Origin of the sequence: Schlesneria paludicola DSM 18645, assembly GCF_000255655.1 — a bacterium.
Classification (GTDB): Bacteria; Planctomycetota; Planctomycetia; order Planctomycetales; family Planctomycetaceae; genus Schlesneria; species Schlesneria paludicola.
In genome coordinates, this window is record NZ_JH636437.1 from 264925 (window position 1) to 284580 (window position 19656).

The 19656-nt window shown below is 57.3% G+C and carries 14 protein-coding genes; 5 read left to right on the forward strand and 9 right to left on the reverse strand.

What is annotated here, in order from left to right:
* Positions 1–58: 58 nt before the first annotated feature.
* The 6 genes from OSO_RS0139380 to OSO_RS50475 all read right to left on the reverse strand — a co-directional run bounded on the left by OSO_RS0139380 (position 59) and on the right by OSO_RS50475 (position 8598).
* Positions 59–2434 (reverse strand): alpha/beta hydrolase family protein, encoded by a 2376-nt coding sequence (locus tag OSO_RS0139380; protein ID WP_010588206.1) that lies wholly within the window; start codon positions 2432–2434, stop codon positions 59–61.
* A 98-nt stretch (positions 2435–2532) separates the two neighbouring features.
* Entirely contained in the window at positions 2533–5055 is a 2523-nt protein-coding gene (locus OSO_RS0139385) for a zinc ribbon domain-containing protein (protein WP_010588207.1), read from the reverse strand.
* Between the two features lie 448 nt (positions 5056–5503).
* Positions 5504–6316, reverse strand: coding sequence for an indole-3-glycerol phosphate synthase TrpC (trpC, locus tag OSO_RS0139400; protein ID WP_010588208.1), 813 nt, complete (start codon positions 6314–6316; stop codon positions 5504–5506).
* Positions 6317–6581: 265 nt separating this feature from the next.
* Positions 6582–6929, reverse strand: a complete 348-nt coding sequence (locus OSO_RS49565; protein ID WP_010588209.1) for a PGPGW domain-containing protein — start codon at positions 6927–6929, stop codon at positions 6582–6584.
* A 28-nt stretch (positions 6930–6957) separates the two neighbouring features.
* Entirely contained in the window at positions 6958–7722 is a 765-nt protein-coding gene (locus tag OSO_RS50470) for an enoyl-CoA hydratase (RefSeq protein WP_010588210.1), read from the reverse strand.
* Between the two features lie 6 nt (positions 7723–7728).
* The gene (locus OSO_RS50475; protein ID WP_010588211.1) at positions 7729–8598 is read right to left on the reverse strand and encodes a fumarylacetoacetate hydrolase family protein; all 870 of its coding nucleotides are present in this window, start codon (positions 8596–8598) and stop codon (positions 7729–7731) included.
* Positions 8599–8794: 196 nt separating this feature from the next.
* Here OSO_RS50475 and OSO_RS0139420 point away from each other — a divergent pair, with 196 nt between their 5' ends.
* Both OSO_RS0139420 and OSO_RS0139425 read left to right on the forward strand, forming a co-directional pair.
* A complete protein-coding gene (locus OSO_RS0139420) occupies positions 8795–9340 on the forward strand; it encodes a peptidylprolyl isomerase (protein ID WP_010588212.1) in 546 nt (181 codons plus the stop codon).
* 8 nt (positions 9341–9348) lie between these two features.
* A complete protein-coding gene (locus tag OSO_RS0139425) occupies positions 9349–10833 on the forward strand; it encodes a hypothetical protein (protein WP_010588213.1) in 1485 nt (494 codons plus the stop codon).
* A gap of 197 nt (positions 10834–11030) precedes the next feature.
* On the opposite strand, the gene OSO_RS0139430 is transcribed toward OSO_RS0139425, so the two are convergent.
* From OSO_RS0139430 to OSO_RS0139445, 3 genes are all read right to left on the reverse strand, one after another.
* Entirely contained in the window at positions 11031–11798 is a 768-nt protein-coding gene (locus OSO_RS0139430; RefSeq protein WP_010588214.1) for a tetratricopeptide repeat protein, read from the reverse strand.
* A 62-nt stretch (positions 11799–11860) separates the two neighbouring features.
* A complete protein-coding gene (locus OSO_RS0139435) occupies positions 11861–13354 on the reverse strand; it encodes a DUF8689 domain-containing protein (RefSeq protein ID WP_202800042.1) in 1494 nt (497 codons plus the stop codon).
* 228 nt (positions 13355–13582) lie between these two features.
* Positions 13583–14329 (reverse strand): hypothetical protein, encoded by a 747-nt coding sequence (locus OSO_RS0139445; RefSeq protein ID WP_157606192.1) that lies wholly within the window; start codon positions 14327–14329, stop codon positions 13583–13585.
* 566 nt (positions 14330–14895) lie between these two features.
* On the opposite strand from OSO_RS0139445, the gene OSO_RS0139455 reads away from it, so the two are divergent.
* The 3 genes from OSO_RS0139455 (at position 14896) to OSO_RS0139465 (ending at position 19368) form a co-directional block, all read left to right on the forward strand.
* Positions 14896–15576 (forward strand): 7-carboxy-7-deazaguanine synthase QueE, encoded by a 681-nt coding sequence (locus OSO_RS0139455; RefSeq protein WP_010588218.1) that lies wholly within the window; start codon positions 14896–14898, stop codon positions 15574–15576.
* Positions 15577–15771: 195 nt separating this feature from the next.
* Positions 15772–17880, forward strand: coding sequence for an elongation factor G (locus OSO_RS0139460; protein ID WP_040593997.1), 2109 nt, complete (start codon positions 15772–15774; stop codon positions 17878–17880).
* Positions 17881–18069: 189 nt separating this feature from the next.
* Positions 18070–19368 (forward strand): glucoamylase family protein, encoded by a 1299-nt coding sequence (locus tag OSO_RS0139465; protein WP_010588220.1) that lies wholly within the window; start codon positions 18070–18072, stop codon positions 19366–19368.
* The last annotated feature ends 288 nt before the right edge of the window (positions 19369–19656 follow it).

Below are 19656 nucleotides of genomic sequence, written 5' to 3' on the forward strand. Positions count from 1 at the left end.
TCCTTCCGGAACGAATACACGCTCACTCGAGACACGTACAATGCGGTATTGGCGTTCGTCAATTTTGCGGTTGTGGCCAGTTCAAATGGCGATGCAGAAACGCAAACGTGGCCTTTCCGTTGATCGTATGCGGCCCGTTAAAGAATTCGATCTCGGTCTTGTCCGCGAGATTCAGCTTCGAGTAGTGCCGCCGGACCTTCGCATATTCAAAGGCCACCCATTCATCCAAACCCACGCCATCGTCATGACCACGTTCAACCATGAACGGGCGGGGCGTCATGAGCATCGAAAGCTCGGCGTAGTTGGCGACATGGCCCATGTTCCATTCGAAGATTTCATATTCGGGCGTGAAGACATAAGTGAATGGCAACTCGACGCTCGCATTCTTGTTGACCCACTCGTTGAAATCGGCGGAACAGATCGAAAGGCAATATCCGGGGCGTCCTTCTCGTGGCGGCAGCAGGGGAGGAACACGAACCGCCGTCTTACCTCCGTACGACAACCCGTAAAATGCCAGGCGGTTGGCATCGACATTCGGCAACGAGGCCAGCCATTTCAACGTCACCTGGTGTTGAGGGATGATGTAGCTAAACAGCGATCGACCCAAGGGATTCGACTTACGTTGCAGAGTCCGAAACAGATCCTTTCCGCGATACGGATTCTGCGGTGAATAGGTGATAAATCCGCGTTTGACGAGTTCCACCGCGAAGCTCTTGTAGTACTTGTAGCCGTCAGAATCAGGGCCGCTGATCGTGTCCATCGGCACCCCTTCCAATCCGTGCTGGCAGACGACCACCGGACGCCTTTCGTCCGGTTTCATGTCTTTTGGCAATAAGAGGATTCCGGCGGCGATCACATCGGGGTATGTATCAAGCACCACTTCGTAACCACGAAAGTCTTTTTCGTCGAGTACTTGTCGCGTCCGCGGGTTCAGCGGAGCAACCGGTTCGGGCAGCTTGCCAATCAGTTCTTCATAAACCTCGTCACGATACCGATCCGCGGAAGCGACCCAACTTTCGACGGAACTTCGGTCGATTTTGGAGACTCGCTTGTCGCGGGTCTTGTACGAGTCACGCAGTAGATTTTGTGTGAACTGCACCGCTTCGGTCACTTGCCGCTGCTGAATGGCCGCGCGATCGAGAGAGACTCTCAAACGCGGTGTCGGCCCGCTCGATGCGGCGGGAACATTCTTCCAGCCTAAACCATTCATGAACGCGACAACCGCCGCGTCACTGAAACCGGGGCCGCGTCCATCGGCACCGCTGGACACCAGCCGAAGCTGATTTCCGACTTTCAATTGCTCGAACAGATGTTGAGCCAGTTTGAACTCGGCTTGAACCAGCTCAATGTCGGCGGTCTTGATCTGGCCGGGAGCCGCCCCACCGCGTCGACCGGGTTTTACTGGCAATGGACCATCGGTTTCGGGAACCTGACAGGCTTCGATGACCAACGTCCGCGGTGCAATCATCGAAGCAAGCTGAGCGTCACCAAACTCGGTCAGCAGACGCCAGACATTGCGATCGATCGGCTCCTGCCAGACCGCTTCGCGCTGCTGAAAATAACCGCTGACCAGGACACTGTTGATCCGGTTGTCGAGTGCCGCGCTGTAGAGCGCCAGTTGGCCGCCGTCACCAATGCCCGCCACGCCAATCGGTCGTGTCTGACTGGATTCGGCATTCATGCGTGTCAACAGATCGACCGCGGCGAGCACCTTCTGAACTTCATAGCCAATGACATGGCGACCCATCTCGAACGCCGATCGGTAGACCCACTCACGATTCGATTGATTCGTCATGGCGATCTCGGGATTGCCCGCAAAGTCGTCGTTACGATTGATCAAGGTGGGAATGACGACCAGACATCCATTCTCAGCCAGTCGTTGTGGCAGTGTTGAGATTGCCGTTTCGGTACCGGGTGCGGCACCCGAGAACAGATCAGGTGACCAGCGTGCGTCGGGGATGACGATCACCATGGCGTTCCAGTTGTTGTGCTCTGGAATCAGCAACAATCCTTCGGCAGCGATCCCGGCCAGCGTCTGCCAGCGAGTGGCCTCGACGGAGTACTTGGAAGGACCTGTCGAATGTCCTGTTTGCGACGGCGCCAAAGATGGGAATTGTTTTGCCAGTTCAAACTTTGCCGTTTCCACACGGGGATCGACGGCACCCAGAATGGTGCGGAACTTCTCGCGATAGGGTGCCAGACTTTTTTCGTAGGCTGCGGCGTTGCTGAAGTCGCGCTGCCACAGTGATTCGCGTTTGAGTCGGGCTGCGACAATCTCTTTCAGGCAGAAACGATCGATTCCTTCGATCATCAGCACATCGAGTGGTTTTTCGGCTTTGAGCAATTGCGTTCCAGGTAACGGCAAGCTTGTGTCTTGAGCCGAGACCAGAACGGGCGAAAGACAAACCAGAACCGCGAGCAGGCACACACGCATCTCGAACTCCCAAAGTCCACTTGAGAACCCATCCTCGGAATCGGCATCCCGCTGCCGGTGATTGAATCTGCCGCCGCACCGTCCAGGTGCGCTGGCGCTCAATCATCGATGACTCGTCCATTCTTGTCCCGTTTCATGCCGGGTGGCCCAACCGGACCAGTGCCAGGTAACGTCAGAGCGGGCGGCGTCGTGGGAAGCCCGATTTGCGGGGCTCCTACGGGGGGGATCTGGGTTTGGATCAGATTCATCGCTTCGGACTTGGACTCGGGCGAGGGCAGGGGCACGTTCTCAAATCGAAACCTGACCATTTTTTCTTCGACGTGCGAGTAAAGCGAGAACTGAAGCTGAAGATCGTCGGGAAAGACCTGCGTGGGATGGTTGGAATACAGCCGCTGCACGGTTCGGTCTTTTTCAAACTCAGTGAAGGCGATCAGATCGCCCGGCATTCCCCGAACCTGGCCCAGGAAATGACCTTTGTCACACCAGAGCGTTAACGATTGTGGTCGGACGGCGGAATGGCTGCGGCGCAGGTTCAGTCCTGACTCTTTGAATTCCGTTCGCGTCAGGGGCCGCGATGCGGTTCGGACAGCGTTTTCGATCGTGAACTGCTCCGCGCCTGTCGATGTCAGATACAGAAACGATCCTTCGAAGACATCCAGGGTTGTCGCGGATGACGTCGGGGCATCGACCGACAACCGCACGCGTAGTGTCTTTGGCGGGTGGTCGTCAGCCATGTCGTCCTCGGCATCAAACAGGGCAAACGCGGATTCTGGAACCACGTCACCCACCTCGGATTTTTTCGGGGCACTGGCGTGCAAGGTGCCCCCGTCAGACAGTTTCATCGTTTTGGGAGTGATCCCGGCGGAACCGCAGATGGTCTCGAGACCGTCTCCGGTCACATCGATCAGTAGATCCACAGATAGTTCAGGCGTTCCCGTTGACGAAATTTTTGGGTGAGTGCTCCAGGCTGTTCGCGCTTCGATCTTCATCCCGCCCAGCAACCCTTCCGCCTTTTGAGGTTCAACCCCTTCGGTTTCACCGGGTTGCTTCAATGAAAACTTCGACGCGGCGGGCGATCCCGGTGCTCCGGCGGGAAGTCCGGTTCCGGGGATACCCATGCCGCTGGTCATTGCCATCACCATCAGGATCGGAGGAAGTTGTTCGAGTTTCGCCTGGGCCGAATCGGGAACGCTGGTCGAGATTTTCACCACCTGACTTTGCTCGACGATCTTGGCGTTGGTGAAGATCATGTCACCCAATTCACCGATCAGCGGGGGTGCCATCTCTTTGTAGCTCTTGAACCACTCCCGTGCGGATGCAAGTCCAGTTTCCATCTCGGCTTTCAGACGACTCGACCCTTCTGGTGTGCCGCTGGCCGCGCTGATGCGAAGGTCGAATCCTCCTTTGATCGACACGCCAACGCTGCCCCAGCGCAAGGCGTGTTGCTTCAATGAATCCTGTACCTGAGAAAAGCCGGGCACCGCCTGCAACGAGGTCATTTTCCCCTCAGCGTCGGCAGTGGGAAATGCCGCTGCAATGACGATCAACGGCCCTGAATCGACGGCCGTCAATTCTTTACGGGGAATCGTGCTTTCGCCACGTTCCATTGTCGAGAACAGTTCCGCTTCGCTGCCAGCGATCAGCAGATTCGGGTTCGGCGCCCAGTATCCCGCGGGCGCCATCTTCGCTGTTGCGGGATTGTCCAGTGAGGACACATACGATTTGCCATTCTTTTCCCGCAGCTTCCCCCCGACGATTCGTTCGGCAATCTGTTTGAGATCGACCGCTTTTTTGGTCTTCATCACCAGGACAAATCGATTCGTATCGTTCAACCAGCCGGGTGCCGGAATTCCATCAGCACTTGCTGCGGGATCCGTTGCGGGCGTCGAATCGGCATTTGCCGAATTGCCTGCGCCGGGTGTCTGTGAGATCGCCGTGGCGGCCGTGGTAAATGCGTCGGGGATCCCCACCGTGATGCTCTCGATCTCCGTTGGGCCGAGTCCGACCGTCTCTTTCCACTTCGCCAGACTATCAGTGACCATCTTGTCGCTGAGCGGGCCTTTGAGCAGCGGTGCGTTCCAAAGCTCTGCCACTTTCACATGAATGACAAGATCGGTTGCTGACGGCATCCAACGCAGGCCGAGCGCCCGTTCCGCCAAGCTCGCCGGGGGAGCATCTGGGGCCTTCGGTGTTGGTGCGGCGGCAGGCTCAGCCGCCGGGGCTGGTGTTGGAGCGGCAGTCACGACGATGGGCTCTTCAGGCGGGGGAGCCTTCTTGCTCAAGAGCATAAATCCCCCGCCGATCAGCACGAGAACCCCGACGATTCCCCCGATGATCAGCGGTGACTTCGAGCCTTCGCTTGATGAACCACCCTTGCCACCCTTCTTCCCGGCGCCTTTTTTGCCTCCTCCTACAGGTCCTTTGCGACGCGGAGATTCTTCGGCTGGCTCCTCGTCCAGATCGTCATCCATCTCGAACGAGTCTTCGTCGTCCTCAGAGACCTCGGGCGTGAAGACTTCCTGGCACTTGGGGCATTTGATTTTCTTCCCCAATTTGCTTTTGTCGGGTGCGCTCAGCTTGGCCAGGCACCCCGGACATTCGAAAGAAACCTTGCTGGGCATGACGACGCTCTCTGCAAGAGAACTTCCTGTTCTCACCGTTGTTGATTCGATCCGTTCTTATTGTTCGATCAATGACACGTTGCGCAGCTGCTGCTGGCAACCGGCGGGAAAGCCCGAGGAAAATGACAACCGAATTCGAGTTCTGCGTCCAAAGACCGAGTGACGCCGTCTCTGTGTCGGTTGTAGAGTACCGTAAATTGTCCCATAGCGGACGCCTGACCACTGACAAATTTCAGCAACATGCCGCAAGAAGGCGGAATCGACCTGACCCCTGCGGCAGACAGGAGTCCCGTTTCTGATCTGCACCACGAAGGCATATCGTGGACGAAGCATCCACCAGATCCCAAACACGATCGCGATCAAGACCCCGAGGGATAACAGGTCACTCATCGTTTCCGCCCTGTTGCTCGCCGTCCCCTGGATTTCAATAGTCAATTCATGGTCATCATCATTGCGTCACTGCGGATCGACCCAGTAGCGTGTCGACCGCCGCACCAATGTCAGCCGATCGCATCAATGATTCGCCAACCAGAATGGCCCGAGCGCCACCCGCTTTGACGCGATCGATGTCGATACGAGTCTTGATCCCGCTCTCGCTGACCAGAAGTGTCGTCGCCGGAACCTGTTTGGAGAGCCGCGTCGTGTGGTCCAGGTCCGTGACAAAGGTCCGCAAGTCGCGATTGTTGATGCCGACCAATGCGGGCTCCAGTTTCAGAACTCGGTCCAGATTCTCGGCATCGTAGAGCTCAATCAACGATTCCATCCCCAGTTCCGACGCGTAAAAATACAGGTCGCGCAACTGGCAATCGTCCAGACATTCGGCAATCAGCAGAATACAGTCGGCTCCCGCAGCCCGTGCTTCCAGCACTTGATACCGGTCGATAAAAAAGTCTTTCCGCAAGACCGGAATCGTCACGGCCTGCCGTACCGCCTTCAAATAGTCGAGATGCCCCAAAAAGAACGTCTCGTCCGTCAGTACACTTAAGCATGACGCACCATGCTGTTCATAAATTCTTGCAATTTGAACAGGATCAAAATCCTGCCGGATCACGCCCGCAGACGGCGACCCCTTTTTGACTTCGGCGATCAATCCGATATCCGGATTGGACCTGAGCGACTGGACGAAATCTCGTACCGGACTGGCCGCAGCGGCTTGATCCCGCAACTGTTCGATTGGGCGAAGTCGTTTCGCTTCAGCGACTTCAGTCCGCTTGTGATCGATGATCTTCGTCAACACATTGGTATCGGTACGAGGCGTCATGAAATGGGGCGAGCCAATCGGATCAGTAAGGAAAGAAGGTCGCAAACTCTCATTGGACAACCAACCTGGCTTTCCAGGTTCGAAGCTCGACTAGTTTATCGCTGTCTCACCCCTCGCGAAACCCGCCATTTTCAGTTTGCCAGGCTCAAATTCAGGTGAAGGCTGGCTCAAACTCATCGTGTCTCGGCGACTCCTACACCACCAATGCGTTCCCCGAGTCACGGAGGCATTCAACGGGATTCAAGTACCACCATGGATCTCGGAATCATTCGTGTGGTGGCGTCTTGTCTGTTGAAGAGGGTGACGTCTTGTCCGCTGAAGAGTTCGATGACGTGGCTTTCATGGCCGCCGCGGCGAGTGAATCGACTTGCCGTTTGGCGTATTCCAACCAGCGCTTGGCCCACACGAATTCGGTGGCGAGAATGCCAAGGCCTGCAGGAATGACAATGAACGCCGGTCCCGGTAATAGGATCATCGCGATCCCAATCAGCAGCACCGTTGTGCCGACAATAAATACGACGACGCGTCGTGCGTGCCCGAAGAGCCAATAGGCAATTTTGCCGGGCGAATTCGGCCCCTGATCATCCGAAGGTTGCGGGCTGGGATTCGTCATTTTCCGATTGTTCGTCCTGCCAGCCGCGTCATTCGCCTGTCCACTGAGCCGGACGTTTTTGCAGGAACGCCGAGATCCCTTCCTGGGCATCATGCTTCATCGCGTTGTCCGTCATGACTTGCGTCGCACGAACATAGGCGGACGGTTCGTCCAGATGCAACTGATCATAGAAGGCCCGCTTGCCCAGGCGGATCGTCATCGGGCTACTGGCGACGATCGCATCAGTCATCTGCTTGATGACCGTATCGAGCTCGTCCGCAGCCACGACACGATTCACCAACCCGAGTTCCAGTGCCCGCTGCGCTGGAATCGGGACCCCGGTCATCAGCATTTCCATCGCGGCCTTGGCCGGAATGGCCCTGACCAAGGGCACCATCGGTGTGGAACAGAACAGGCCAATCTTGACCCCTGGTGTGGCAAATTTCGCCTCGTTTGCGGCCACCGCCAGGTCACAGGCCGCCACCAACTGGCAGCCTGCGGCAGTTGCCAATCCCTGTACACGGGCAAGGACGGGCTGAGGCAGCTTCCGCAACTGCTGCATCACCGCTGAACAGCGTGAAAATAGCTCCTGATACTCGGACTCGGACCGGCCCACCATTTCGCCCAGATCGTGACCTGAACTGAAGACCGGGCCAGACGATGCCAGCACGACGACACGTGTCAGGACATCGTCCGCCAATCGTTCCAGCGTCGCACCCAGTTCCGTCAGCAGTGCCGACGACAGGGCATTCCGACGTTCGGGTCGATTGAGCGTGACTTTCGTGACACCCGCGTTTGTTTCCACCAGCAGCATGATCGTCTATCCCGCCTTGACGATAGGATTCGACAAGGTCCCAATGCCCGTGATTTCGATGCTCACGGCATCATTGTTCAATAAGGTGAAATTGTCCGGCGGGACGATTCCCGTGCCGGTCAGCAGGAACGCCCCGGTGACCAGATCATTCTCACGCGTCAGCCAGTCAATCAGTTCTTGAAATTCGCGTTTCATCTGGCCCAGGTCCGTTTCGCCGGTGAAGGCCGTCTTCCCTTCACGCTCGATCGTCAGCCGGATTTTCGTTGCCGTACGATCAAGTGGTTGTTCGGGGATCAGGACGAAGGGCCCAAGTCCACAGCAGCCATTATAGACCTTGGCTTGGGGCAGATAGAGTGGATTTTCGCCTTCGATATCGCGGGCTGACATGTCATTTCCGACGGTGAACCCGACCAATCGTCCGGCGGGCGAGATCACAAGTGCCAGTTCCGGTTCAGGCACGCTCCAACCGCTGTCGGCGCGGACACGCAACGGTTCGCCGGGGCCGGAGACGCGATTGGGGGTCGCCTTAAAGAAGATCTCGGGACGCGGCGCCGTATAGACACGGTCGTAATGAGACGCCCCGGTTTCAGACTCTTCCATCCGAGCCACCTGACTGCGTTTGTATGTGACACCCGCCGCCCAGACCTCTTGCCGATCGATCGGAGCCAGAATCGTCACTTGACGCGCATCGAGCAACGGGGCATCGCGATCGATCAGAAATCGCGCCAGCCCAATCGGATCTGGTGCGTGCAACACGTCCATCAGACTGCGGGCGATATCGACTTGCAGCAGGTCCAGCAGACGCAGGCGTCCATCATCTTCGACAATCGCCACGCGCATCGAACCATCGGCCAATCGAAGCTTTGCGAGACGCATGAACCCTACCTCACCTTTGTACATTTTCAATTCTGGATGACTGTCCAGAAGATCGCATAACCCGATATCGGAGGCAAGCGGCACGCCGCCTGAAATGAGGCATAGACATGACGTTGCCGCCTGGGGAATGTATGATCGTGGCTTGCAGGAAGAGTCGTCTGCATTTTCTCTTGATTTCATTTGAAGGAATTGTCACGTGACAGCCAACCGCCGCGCGGAAGTCGATAAAGCCCTTGCCGATGTCGACTTTTCCAAGAATACGTATCAGGTCGAATTCGACACCACCGCCGGCAAGATCCTGCTGGATGTGTTTCCCGATGTCGCACCAGGACATGCCAAGAATCTGATCGGATTGACAAAGATCGGATTCTACGACGGCATCATCTTCCACCGCGTGATTTCCGGCTTCGTGATCCAAGTGGGCTGCCCACAAGGCACCGGAACGGGCGGTCCGGGATATCGAATCCCCGCGGAATTCAACAAGACACCACACGATGCCGGCGTGCTGTCGATGGCCCGTACCAGCGATCCAAACTCGGCCGGTTCACAGTTCTTCATCTGCCTGAGCCGTGCCGGCACCGCCAGTCTGGACAACCAATACACGGTCTTCGGTAAGACGGCAGACAAGGACAGCCTGGACGTCGTCCTGAAGATTGGTGCCGTCGAAACCGGCTCGGGAGATCGCCCGAAGAAGGAAGTGAAGATCACCAAGGGCCGCGTGATCGCTACCCCAAAGAAGTAACTTTTCTGATGACTGGCCGTGCAATTCACCTTTGCCGAAGCCTGTATCTCGTCTGGTGTCTGTGGATCGGATTGCCGGGCTGTGATCGCGTCAACGCGCCACAGCCCGCTCCGGTCGCTCAGGACGTCGATCGACAGAAACACTCGCACTCCGCCAAGCCCGCGGTGACTGAAACGCCCGTCGAAGTTCCTGCATCGCACGTCGCGTCGCCACAGGTCCCACCGCAGTCGGCGTACCGTCCCGCCGATCAGCGCCTCCGACATGATGAGGCGCGCCTGAAAGCCGCCGGGATCTCTCTTGTCGAGTCAAAACGGCTGAAGCTGTATACTGACATCCCACTTGAGTCAGCCTGCGATCTCCCTGATTTGGTGGACCAGATCTATCCGGTGTGGGAATCGGCACTGGGCTCTCTTCCGCCCGATCGCGCGGGAACCGACTTCCAGATGAGCGGTTACCTGATCCGAGATCTGGCCCTGTTCCGCGAGCTGGGCCTGGTCCCGGAAGAATTGAACTTCGAGCACGGACGACATGTGCGCAACGAGTTTTGGATGCGCGAGCAGGCGACGGATTACTACCGCCGCCATCTGTTGCTGCACGAAGCGACACACTGCTTTATGATGTATTGGGCCGAGATCAACGCCCCCATTTGGTATCTGGAGGGGATGGCCGAATATTTTGCGGCACATCGGATCGACGATCAACGGCGGGCACATTTCCGCGTGATGCCCACGTCTGCTCGTGATTTCGCCGGGTTTGGTCGAATTCTGACGATCCACGACAGTGTCGTTGCCGGAAGGCTCAAGTCGATCTCCGAGATTCTCGCGTTCGAACCTCACGATTTTCGCTCGAATGATTGTTACGCGTGGTCGTGGGCTCTTTGTGCGTTTCTCGATGGAACACCGAGCTATCAGGCACGCTTTCGGCAGCTTAATGAGCTCATCCATGGAAATCAGTTTCGGCCGACCGCCATCGAATTCTTCGGGCCCCAACAGCGCGAATTGGCCACCGAGTGGTCGCTGTTTCTACATCACCTGCAAGACGGATATGACCTGACTCGTGCGGCAATCGAGTTTCAACCGGGGTTGCCGTTCTCAACGACAGAGACCGAACGCCTTGCCCGGGTGCAGGCAGACCGTGGCTGGCAATCAAGCCAGGTCCAGCTTGAGGCGGGCCAGCGGTACACGGTCACTGCGACCGGTCAGTTCACGCTGGCGGACACGCCAAAGCCTTGGCTGAGCGAACCACAAGGTGTCACGATCCGATACTTTGGCGGACATCCGATCGGAATGCTGGTCGGATGCATTCATCCCGACGAAGGCCCGGCCGGTGGCAATGATGAACCGATGCTGCGCGTCATTCCCTTGGGACGCGAATCCCAGTTTGAATCGCCTGTGACTGGAACGCTGTATCTGCGATTGAACGACGCCTGGAACTCACTGGCCGATAATCGGGGCCAGGTCGATGTCACGATTCGACATGTCACGATGCCCTAACGCACGGAATGTCTTCTCGTTCCTCCCGCGTTTTCTCCTCTCGTTACGAAGCTCCCGGTTAATAACGAGGTGGAATCACGGCGTGTTGAAATAAAGGGGACTGCATCCGCCAGGTGCCTGTCCCCTTTATTTCAACCAAACGGAAGCGGGCAACAAGGACAAGAGATCCTCGAGCATCCGTTCACCGCCAATCTCAATCACTCGTTGAAGCTAGGGCGCGCCTGTGCCTTCTTGTTGTAAGAAACGGGCTGCACCGGGTCGTGGTTGTGTGTGCGAAGTGCCGCCAGCGTTTGTTCGGCTTGCTTGAGATCTGGCTTCAGTTTCAGCGCCTTCATCAGATGAAACTCGGCCTCGCTCGTGTTCCCCTGTTCGTTCAGGATGAAGCCCACATTGTAGTGGGCTTCCGCCTGGCCCACCGATCGGGTGAAGTGTTCCATCGCGGCGGTGATTTCTCCGGCTTGGGCTTCTACCACAGCCAGATGGTATTCATACATCTTTTCGTACGGATCGAGTTTATGCGCGGCCTGCATCTTCTCGAGTGCTTCCGGCCATTCCTGACGGGAAGCATGGACTTGGCCCATGGCGACCAGGACCCGTGGATCTTTCGGATGCAGCTTAAACGTCTTCTGCAATTGCCGATCTGCCTCTTCCTGTCGATCGAAGGCGCGATCAACGCGTGCCAGGCCGAGCATCGCTTCCACGTCTTTAGGGCTCTTTTGCAGCACTTTCAGGTACGACTTCCGGGCTTCCTGATAGTTCCCAGACTGCTCGTGCCAACCTGCATAGGCCAGGTGCATCTTCACCGGGTCTTTGAGCTTCTTTGAGGACGAGAATTCGGGAGACCCGACGCGTGACGTCGCCGTCGGTTGCGACTTCGACTTGAATTCCCCGAACGTGCTCATCGAATTGCAACCGACCAGGCACATCGTCATGCCGATCCAGACGGAACAAGTGATGCGTCCCATGGTGATCCTCCTTGACCGCGCCCTGCGCGCTCAACACTCTGCCCAATCATTGGGCGATTGACTCAAATCTCGCCGAAGAACCGTCGGGCACATTCGTCAACCAATTCCGCCGTCAGTGCGATCGGACGTTCGCGATAACGGCTGATGGACTGCGCCATGTCGATCAGATCGCGAGGATCGCTCGAACGCGGCGTTCGTCCCTGATCGTAATACTTCTGAAAGAGCGAGCTGACCGTCGACTCGTCATAAGGAATGTCGCGCTGACTGCATACCATTTGGAAGATGGACGTATACAAATCCCGGGTGGGTGGATTGATGCGAATCTTGTGCTTGATCCGCCGCAAGAACGCATCATCCACCAGATCTTTCGGATCGAGATTCGTCGAGAAGATGATCAACTGCTCGAACGGCAACATGAATTTCCGGCCCGTGGCCAGCGTCAAGTAGTCGACGCGTTCCTCAAGCGGAACAATCCAGCGGTTCAGCAAGTCCTTGGGACGGACAATCTGTCGTCCGAAGTCGTCGATCAGGAACACGCCGCCGTTGGCCTTGATATGCAAAGGAGCATTGTAATAGTTCGCGGTCTTGCTGTATTGCAGTTCCAGCATGTCCAGAGACAGTTCGCCACCCGTGACCACGACCGGGCGCTTGATCCGACGCCAGCGTAAATCGACCGGCCCGTCGTGAACCACATAACTCGACTGCTCGTTCGAGCCCGTTGCAAAGCCGCGTTGCGACAGATCGGCATCGTCTGTCGTTTGATGAATCCCCGGATCATAGACCGTGATGATGCTGTTTTCGGCCAGGATCGCATACGGAACGTAGATCTCGCCGCCGAACGTATTCAGGAATCGTCCCAGCCCTTTGGCGATCACCGTCTTGCCGTTACCGGGAGGACCGTGAACGAAGATCGACTTGCCGCTGCAGACCGCCGGTCCGAGTTCATCAAGCATTTCGGGCTGGACCACGAAATCTTGAAACGCGCTGCGCAAGGCCGCCGATGTGCAGGGAGTGCCCGTCACATGCTGCAGGCGGCAGTGCTCGATATACTGTTCGAGCGGCACGGGGGCCGGTCCGACGTAACGGCAATTCTCGAATGAATCACGGGCACGGGCACGACCCATTTCGGTCAACGCAAATCGGTACGAGATCCGCCCGACCACATCGCCCGATGCAACCTCCACTAGTTTCTGGTCGCGCAGCACGCGCAGTGACTCGTCCAGGATGGCGAACGGCAGTCGCGTGGAACGACTAAGGTCCGATCCCTGCAAGACACCCTGCACATACAGCGTCTTCAGGACCAGATCACAAAGCTGTCCCATTGACAGCCCCGAGTCGGCCAGCGTCAAGGGACTTCGTGGTGGCGGCGCCGGTGCCACTTGCCCCTTCGTCAATTCGCGCGGACGGGGCATGGGTGTCGATGCCGGCACCGCTTCCGGTACGGGTTCGACCGCAGTCTGATTCGAAAACAAGTCGGCGTAAAGATCATAGACCTGTGGTGAACTGACGCGTGGGCGACTTGCCAAGTCAGGCGTCGATGACCGATTCAATGACATCGGCGGTCTCTCTCTGCGGAAGGTTCTCGATCGGAAGAATCCCCTCGGGATTCTGAGGAAGCGGCATCCTGCCGAATCCTTTGCATCGCACTGGTGTTCGAGTCACAGAAACGCGCCACTCGAACTTCTTGCGGGACACGAGTGCATTGTCACATCGAAATCTTGGGGGCCGGGGTTGATGGGCCTTGCCGAAACCCCGGCACTTCCAGCGACAGCGTCGCTGTGCCCCTAACGCGATGGACCGTTCGTTGGGTTCGCGGTTGTCGTTGAACCCGCTCCACCGGTTGGTCCACCCGCACCCCCGGGCACCCCACCACCTGCTCCGGCCCCCGCCGTCGCGGCCCCGATGTAGAACAGTCGCGGACGTGGAATACTCTGTAGCTCAAGCTGGCGGATGCGATCCACTTCGACGGCTGGCCGCCCTTCGAACGAATCGAATCGCGCCAGAATCACGGGAGGATTCACAATCCCCGATTCTCGATAGAACTGCTCCGCCAGTTCGACGCGCGATTGCCCGACTTCCGCCGTACCACCCTGTGCGACATAGACGGTCCGATGCTGGGCGGGGACCGTTTGGGCGACCCAAAGCAAATGGTTTCGACCTCCGTCGGTCAACTGTTGAGTGTCGGCGTTGAAGTGGTAGTCGTGCAACGTCGTGGCGGTCACCCAGCCCCCTGCGGCCTGCAGATCGAGCAGGTTCCGCATGTACGATTGGTCTTCGCAATTGTGCGGATGGGGCCAATAGTGGGCGTAGTGGTAAGTGTGTGCTGCGGTTGCCTTACGGCCGACGGGGCGGGGATACGGTGGCCACAGTTTTCCGTGTGATTCGACCTGCCGGGCACCCGGGGGATCGCAAGCACGCTCGGCGTACCAGGCACGTGTGTAGGGGAATGGACCTCCTGCACACGCCACACTCGAAAGCCCGACGGAAGCCAATCCGGTCAAGAGGACCTTCTGCCATGCAGCTCCGCTCATCGTCTCGCTCCAGTCACATCCTGTGTTCTGTTGAACCTCTGCGGTCCGTCCGTCGAATGGCCCTGGAACATCCCACTCCAGCCCGGCGCGATTTTTGCGCGGACAATTCGACTCATCCTGCATATCGGCTCACCTCTGAAGGTCCATGACGGAATGCCCTTCAGCCCGCAACGTCAACCGACTCCACGTAGTTCGGCCAGTGAACGTGTGTGCCTGTTCAGGCGACTTTGCCGCAATCTTCACATCAGGATGGAGCAGCAATTCCAAAATCTGTCGGAATCCGCCTTCGGAACCGGCAGATCTTGCTGGAGTGGGCCATGGGGCGCTCAAGACGTTGCGGACCGTCCAACCAAAGGGGACAGGGAAGTGTCTGACACGATTTGATGCGTGACGAATTTCGTGTTTCACGCGCAATCCACTTGTCGACTTTGATGCGATCCGTGGAGATTCGCGTCTTGGCCTTTCGTCCAGACGTCCGAGCGGCGAAGATGTCTCTTTCCCCGCATGGGGTCCCTTGGGGCCCCACAGCGAAGTTTGCCCCATGATCGAGCCAGACGACGAATAACGTGCGAATCGCAGAGGTCTTTCATTCAATTCAGGGAGAAGGTGAATTCGCGGGAACGCCGTCGGTGTTCGTACGAACGACGGGGTGCAACCTGCGCTGCTGGTTTTGCGACACCCCTTACACGTCGTTCCGGGCCGAGGGGCCAATTCGCGATTGGCGAGACGTTCTGAGCGAGGTGTTGGCCGTGGATTGCGCGCATGTCGTACTGACGGGCGGTGAGCCGCTGTTGCAGCCCGAAATCGTACCCCTTGCCGAAGCGCTGCGTCGGGAAGGCCGCGTGGTGACCGTGGAAACGGCGGGAACCGTCTTCCGTCCCGTCGAGTCGGATCTGATGTCGATCAGCCCGAAGCTGTCGAACTCGACGCCGCTCACCTCCGCCCGCTGGCGAGAACGCCATGATCGTGATCGCGATCAGCCCCACGTCATTCGACAGTTGATGAACGCGTCGCGGTTTCAATTGAAATTTGTCGTCGATCAACCCGCCGATTTGGACGAGATCGTCCGATATCTCGCGAGATTTCCCGAGGTACCACGCGAGTGCGTCTGGCTGATGCCTCAGGGAACGCAACAATCCGATCTGGTCGAAAAGGCGATCTGGCTTGCACCGGCCGCCGCGCGACTCGGACATCGATTCTGCCCCCGCATGCAGATCGAATTGTTCGGCAGTGTCCGCGGGACCTGAGACTCGAGTTCTCTCCCGGCTGGATCAATGTGCCACGGGCACCGCAAGGTGTGAATTGGTTTCCTACCAATCTTGGGTCCGGCCCACCTCCACTACGGAAGATGCCTCTGGAATTCTCGATTTTGGGCGGCCAGAATGGAAGAGACGTCCTTTCTCTTGTTCGACAGCTCGCGCCAATCGACGAAAGGGGTTCTCATGTCTAAGTTCAAATCGGAGCAAATTCGCAATATTGTGCTTGTCGGCCATGGTGCCGTCGGAAAAACAACGCTCGCCGATCAATTGCTGTTTAAGGCGGGAGTCGGTTCCCGAGCCGGCTCCGTCGATGATGGCACCAGTCTGCTCGATACGGACGAAGAGGCCAAGCAGCATCACTTCTCGATCTCGTCGGCCATGGTGCATTTCGAACATCATGGGTTGCGCGTCAACGTCATCGACACGCCCGGATACCCCGATTTCGTCGGCGAGGTGATCAGCGCGATCTGCGCGGCCGAGACGGCGCTGATCACGATGAGTGCAACGGCGGGAATCGAAGCCAACACGCGACGCACGTTTGAACTTGCTGGCCAGGCCCACCTGGCGCGCATGATCGTGATCAATAAACTGGACCAGGAAAACATCGACTTCGCCCGGCTCGTTGAATCGATTCAAGATTCGTTTGGCAAGAATTGTGTGCCGATGAATGTTCCTTGTGGTATCGGCACCAAGTTTCATGCGGTCAAAAGTACGTTGACCTCCCACGCAGGGAAGAACGGCTCTATTGTTGATCCGGCGGTGTATGGTTCATCGGTCATGGACATCATTGCCGAGACCGACGATGAACTGATGGAACGCTATCTCGAAGGAATCGAACTGACCTCCGATGAAGTCCTGGGCGGGGTCAGCAAAGCCATCGCCTCGGGAGCACTCATACCCATCCTGTGCGTCTGCGCCAAAACAGGGATTGGGGTGCCTGAGTTGATGGATGCCATCACGGACTTCGCGTTGGCGCCAGGGGAACTGGTTCGGCACGCGACGGAAGAATCGGGTGTGGATGTGGAAGTGGCCGCCGCCGAAGATGCGCCGTTCGTTGCTCAGGTCTTCAAGACGCGGATCGATCCGTTCGTGTCGAAGATGAGCTTCATTCGCGTGATGTCAGGCCGGCTGCTGAAGGATTCGATGGTCAAAGACATGCGCACGGGGCGTGGGGTCAAGATCCACCAGTTGCTTGACGTGCAAGGTGGGCACGTCGAAACCGTCGACGAGGCCCATGCGGGCGATGTCGTCGTCGTGGCAAAGATCGATGAATTTCAGGTGGGGGACACCCTGGTCAACGGTGATCGAGGCGTCACGCTGCCCCGGATGATCTTCCCCACTCCCATGATCGGTCTGGCCGTCGAACCGAAAAGCCGTTCCGATCAGCAGAAGATTTCGGGCGCGCTGCACAAGATCGAAGAAGAAGACCCGACGTTCCGAATCACCCGCGATCCGCAGACGCACGAAATGGTCATGCGAGGAATGAGCGATCTGCATCTGCAAATCGTGCAGGAGCGGCTCCACAAACGGGATAAGGTGGATGTCGTCACGCATGCTCCCAAAGTTCCCTACCGAGAAACCATCGTCAGTCGTGCCGAAGGCTCCTACCGCCATAAGAAGCAGTCGGGTGGTTCCGGTCAGTTTGCCGAGGTTCATTTGCGATTGTACGCGCTGCCGCAAGACATCGACCCCAGTACCTATTTCACGCGTGAGCATTTCGAGAGCCTGCGTTCACACCACTACGATTCCGAGCTGAATTTCGCATTTCTCGACTGCGTCACCGGTGGTTCCGTTCCCAATCAATTCATCCCCGCCGTCGAAAAGGGCGTGCGCGAACGAATGGAACGAGGCGTCCTGGCAGGTTACCAAGTCCAGGATCTGGCGGTTGCCCTCTTCTTCGGGAAGGATCACCCCGTCGACAGCAATGAAGCCGCCTTCCGCACGGCGGCGAGCAACTGTTTCCGCGACGTTTTCAAGAACGCCAAACCCTCACTGCTCGAACCAATCATGCATCTGGAAATTACCGTCCCAGGCGAGAAGCTGGGCGATATCACCGGCGACCTGAATACACGCCGGGGTCGAATGGAAGGGATGGACTCACTTCCTGGCGGGATGCAGACCGTCCATGCGCGGGCTCCTCTGGCTGAATTGATGACCTACGCCCGCTCACTATCCAGCATGACGGGCGGCCAAGGTTCATACACCATGCAGTTCAGTCATTACGAACCGGTACCGCCGAACGAACAACACAAGATCATCTCCGCCGCGCGCATGGCCGAGGACGAAGAGTGAGCGGGTTCAGAGCATCGTAAAAGCAGGGCAGGTGGACTTTAGCGCGACCTAATACGAGGTGGTACACGATCGTATTCGGCGCCAATCGCATCAACGCACTCCTGCGAGGTGGCTGTCTGATGTCGTCGGTCCGATAAGATCTCAACCCGCAATTGACGACCATCCCATTCACCCGATACGGTTTCGGGTATGAGCAGACAACGAACCGTCGTCGCCTCCGAACTCGACGAACTTCAATGCGATGCCTTTCGATACATCCTTCATGAAACCAATCCGAAAAACGGTTTGGTTGTTGATCGGACATCGCCGAACTGGCATGCCAGTATCGCCGCAGTTGGGATGGCACTCACCGCGTATCCGGTCGCTGTCGAGCGAGGGTTCATCACCCGTGAAGCGGCCATCGAACGAACATTGACCACGTTACGCTTCTTCTGGAATAGCCATCAGGGTCCAGAGCCCGATGCGACCGGCCATCGCGGATTTTACTATCATTTTCTTGATATGCAGACCGGCCGTCGTGCCGTCAAGTCTGAATTGTCGACCGTCGACACCGCAATCTTAATGGCCGGAATTCTGGTCGCGGCACTCTACTTCAGTGCGAAGACTCCGTCGGAACAAGAGATTGGGCAGTTGGCCGAAAAGCTCTATGAGCGCGTCGACTGGCGTTGGGCACAAAACCGCGGCGCAACGGTCACGCACGGCTGGAAGCCGAAATCGGGATTTCTCAAGTTCCGCTGGGAGGGATACGACGAAGCGCTCTTGTTGTATGTCCTCGGTTTGGGTTCGCCCACACACCCACTTACGGATGACTGTTACACGGCATGGGCATCGTCCTATGAATGGGCCTCTCACTATGGCATCGAATATTTGTCCGCAGGTCCCTTGTTCATTCATCAAATGTCGCATCTCTGGATCGATTTCCGCAAAATTCAGGACGCCTTCATGCGGGGCAAGGGGATCGACTATTTTGAAAATAGCCGACGGGCGACTTTGGTTCAGCAGAAGTACGCCATCGATAACCCACTGAAATTTGAGGAATATGGCGAGCACTGCTGGGGAATCACCGCCAGCGATGGCCCTGGTCCCGGCACGAAAAAGATCAATGGGATTGAACGTAAGTTCTTCGATTACAAAGCACGTGGAGTTCCCAACGGGCCCGATGACGGCACGCTGGCACCTTGGGCCGTTGTTGCGTCGCTACCGTTCGCACCGGAAATTGTGCTTCCCGCCATCGATTTCCTGATTCACGATGTGGAACTGAAGCACACAGGCCCCTACGGATTCAAGGCTTCTTATAACCCGACCCATCCTGCCATCAGAGCTGATCAGCCGTTTTGGATTTCACCGTGGCACTACGGTATCGATCAGGTTCCGATCGTTCTCATGATCGAAAACTATCGGTCGAATTTGATCTGGCAATTGACCAGGCACTGCCCCTACATCGTGAACGGCCTGCGAAAAGCGGGCTTTCAGGGGGGCTGGATGTGACGCACGCATCCGTCACTCGCTGACGTTCAATGTCAGTCAGCCAAACCATGCGGTTCAGTTCGGCGACAACGCCTGTCTCAATCACCGTCGAAGCCGAGTCAGGACATCGGACTCAGCGGCGAGGTCGAATCGGGAAGAACCCTGTCACCTCGTCCACGTACCTCATGAAGCCGCGATCACGACGAACATCGCGCGGCGCTTCTGAACGATCACCCTTGAGAATTTGGGTGAGTAAGAAAGCGGAGGAACTTTGCGCACCGTTCCGACTTCGAGGTCCGCAACAATCGT

Excerpts from the sequence above, each read along its gene's own strand:
- OSO_RS0139380 (WP_010588206.1), bottom strand. The coding sequence starts at position 2,434 with ATGCGTGTGTGCCTGCTCGCGGTTCTGGTTTGTCTTTCGCCCGTTCTG.
- OSO_RS0139385 (WP_010588207.1), bottom strand. The coding sequence starts at position 5,055 with ATGCCCAGCAAGGTTTCTTTCGAATGTCCGGGGTGCCTGGCCAAGCTG.
- trpC (WP_010588208.1), bottom strand. The coding sequence starts at position 6,316 with ATGACGCCTCGTACCGATACCAATGTGTTGACGAAGATCATCGATCAC.
- OSO_RS49565 (WP_010588209.1), bottom strand. The coding sequence starts at position 6,929 with ATGACGAATCCCAGCCCGCAACCTTCGGATGATCAGGGGCCGAATTCG.
- OSO_RS50470 (WP_010588210.1), bottom strand. The coding sequence starts at position 7,722 with ATGCTGCTGGTGGAAACAAACGCGGGTGTCACGAAAGTCACGCTCAAT.
- OSO_RS50475 (WP_010588211.1), bottom strand. The coding sequence starts at position 8,598 with ATGCGTCTCGCAAAGCTTCGATTGGCCGATGGTTCGATGCGCGTGGCG.
- OSO_RS0139425 (WP_010588213.1), top strand. The coding sequence starts at position 9,349 with ATGACTGGCCGTGCAATTCACCTTTGCCGAAGCCTGTATCTCGTCTGG.
- OSO_RS0139430 (WP_010588214.1), bottom strand. The coding sequence starts at position 11,798 with ATGGGACGCATCACTTGTTCCGTCTGGATCGGCATGACGATGTGCCTG.
- OSO_RS0139435 (WP_202800042.1), bottom strand. The coding sequence starts at position 13,354 with ATGTCATTGAATCGGTCATCGACGCCTGACTTGGCAAGTCGCCCACGC.
- OSO_RS0139445 (WP_157606192.1), bottom strand. The coding sequence starts at position 14,329 with ATGAGCGGAGCTGCATGGCAGAAGGTCCTCTTGACCGGATTGGCTTCC.
- OSO_RS0139460 (WP_040593997.1), top strand. The coding sequence starts at position 15,772 with ATGTCTAAGTTCAAATCGGAGCAAATTCGCAATATTGTGCTTGTCGGC.
- OSO_RS0139465 (WP_010588220.1), top strand. The coding sequence starts at position 18,070 with ATGAGCAGACAACGAACCGTCGTCGCCTCCGAACTCGACGAACTTCAA.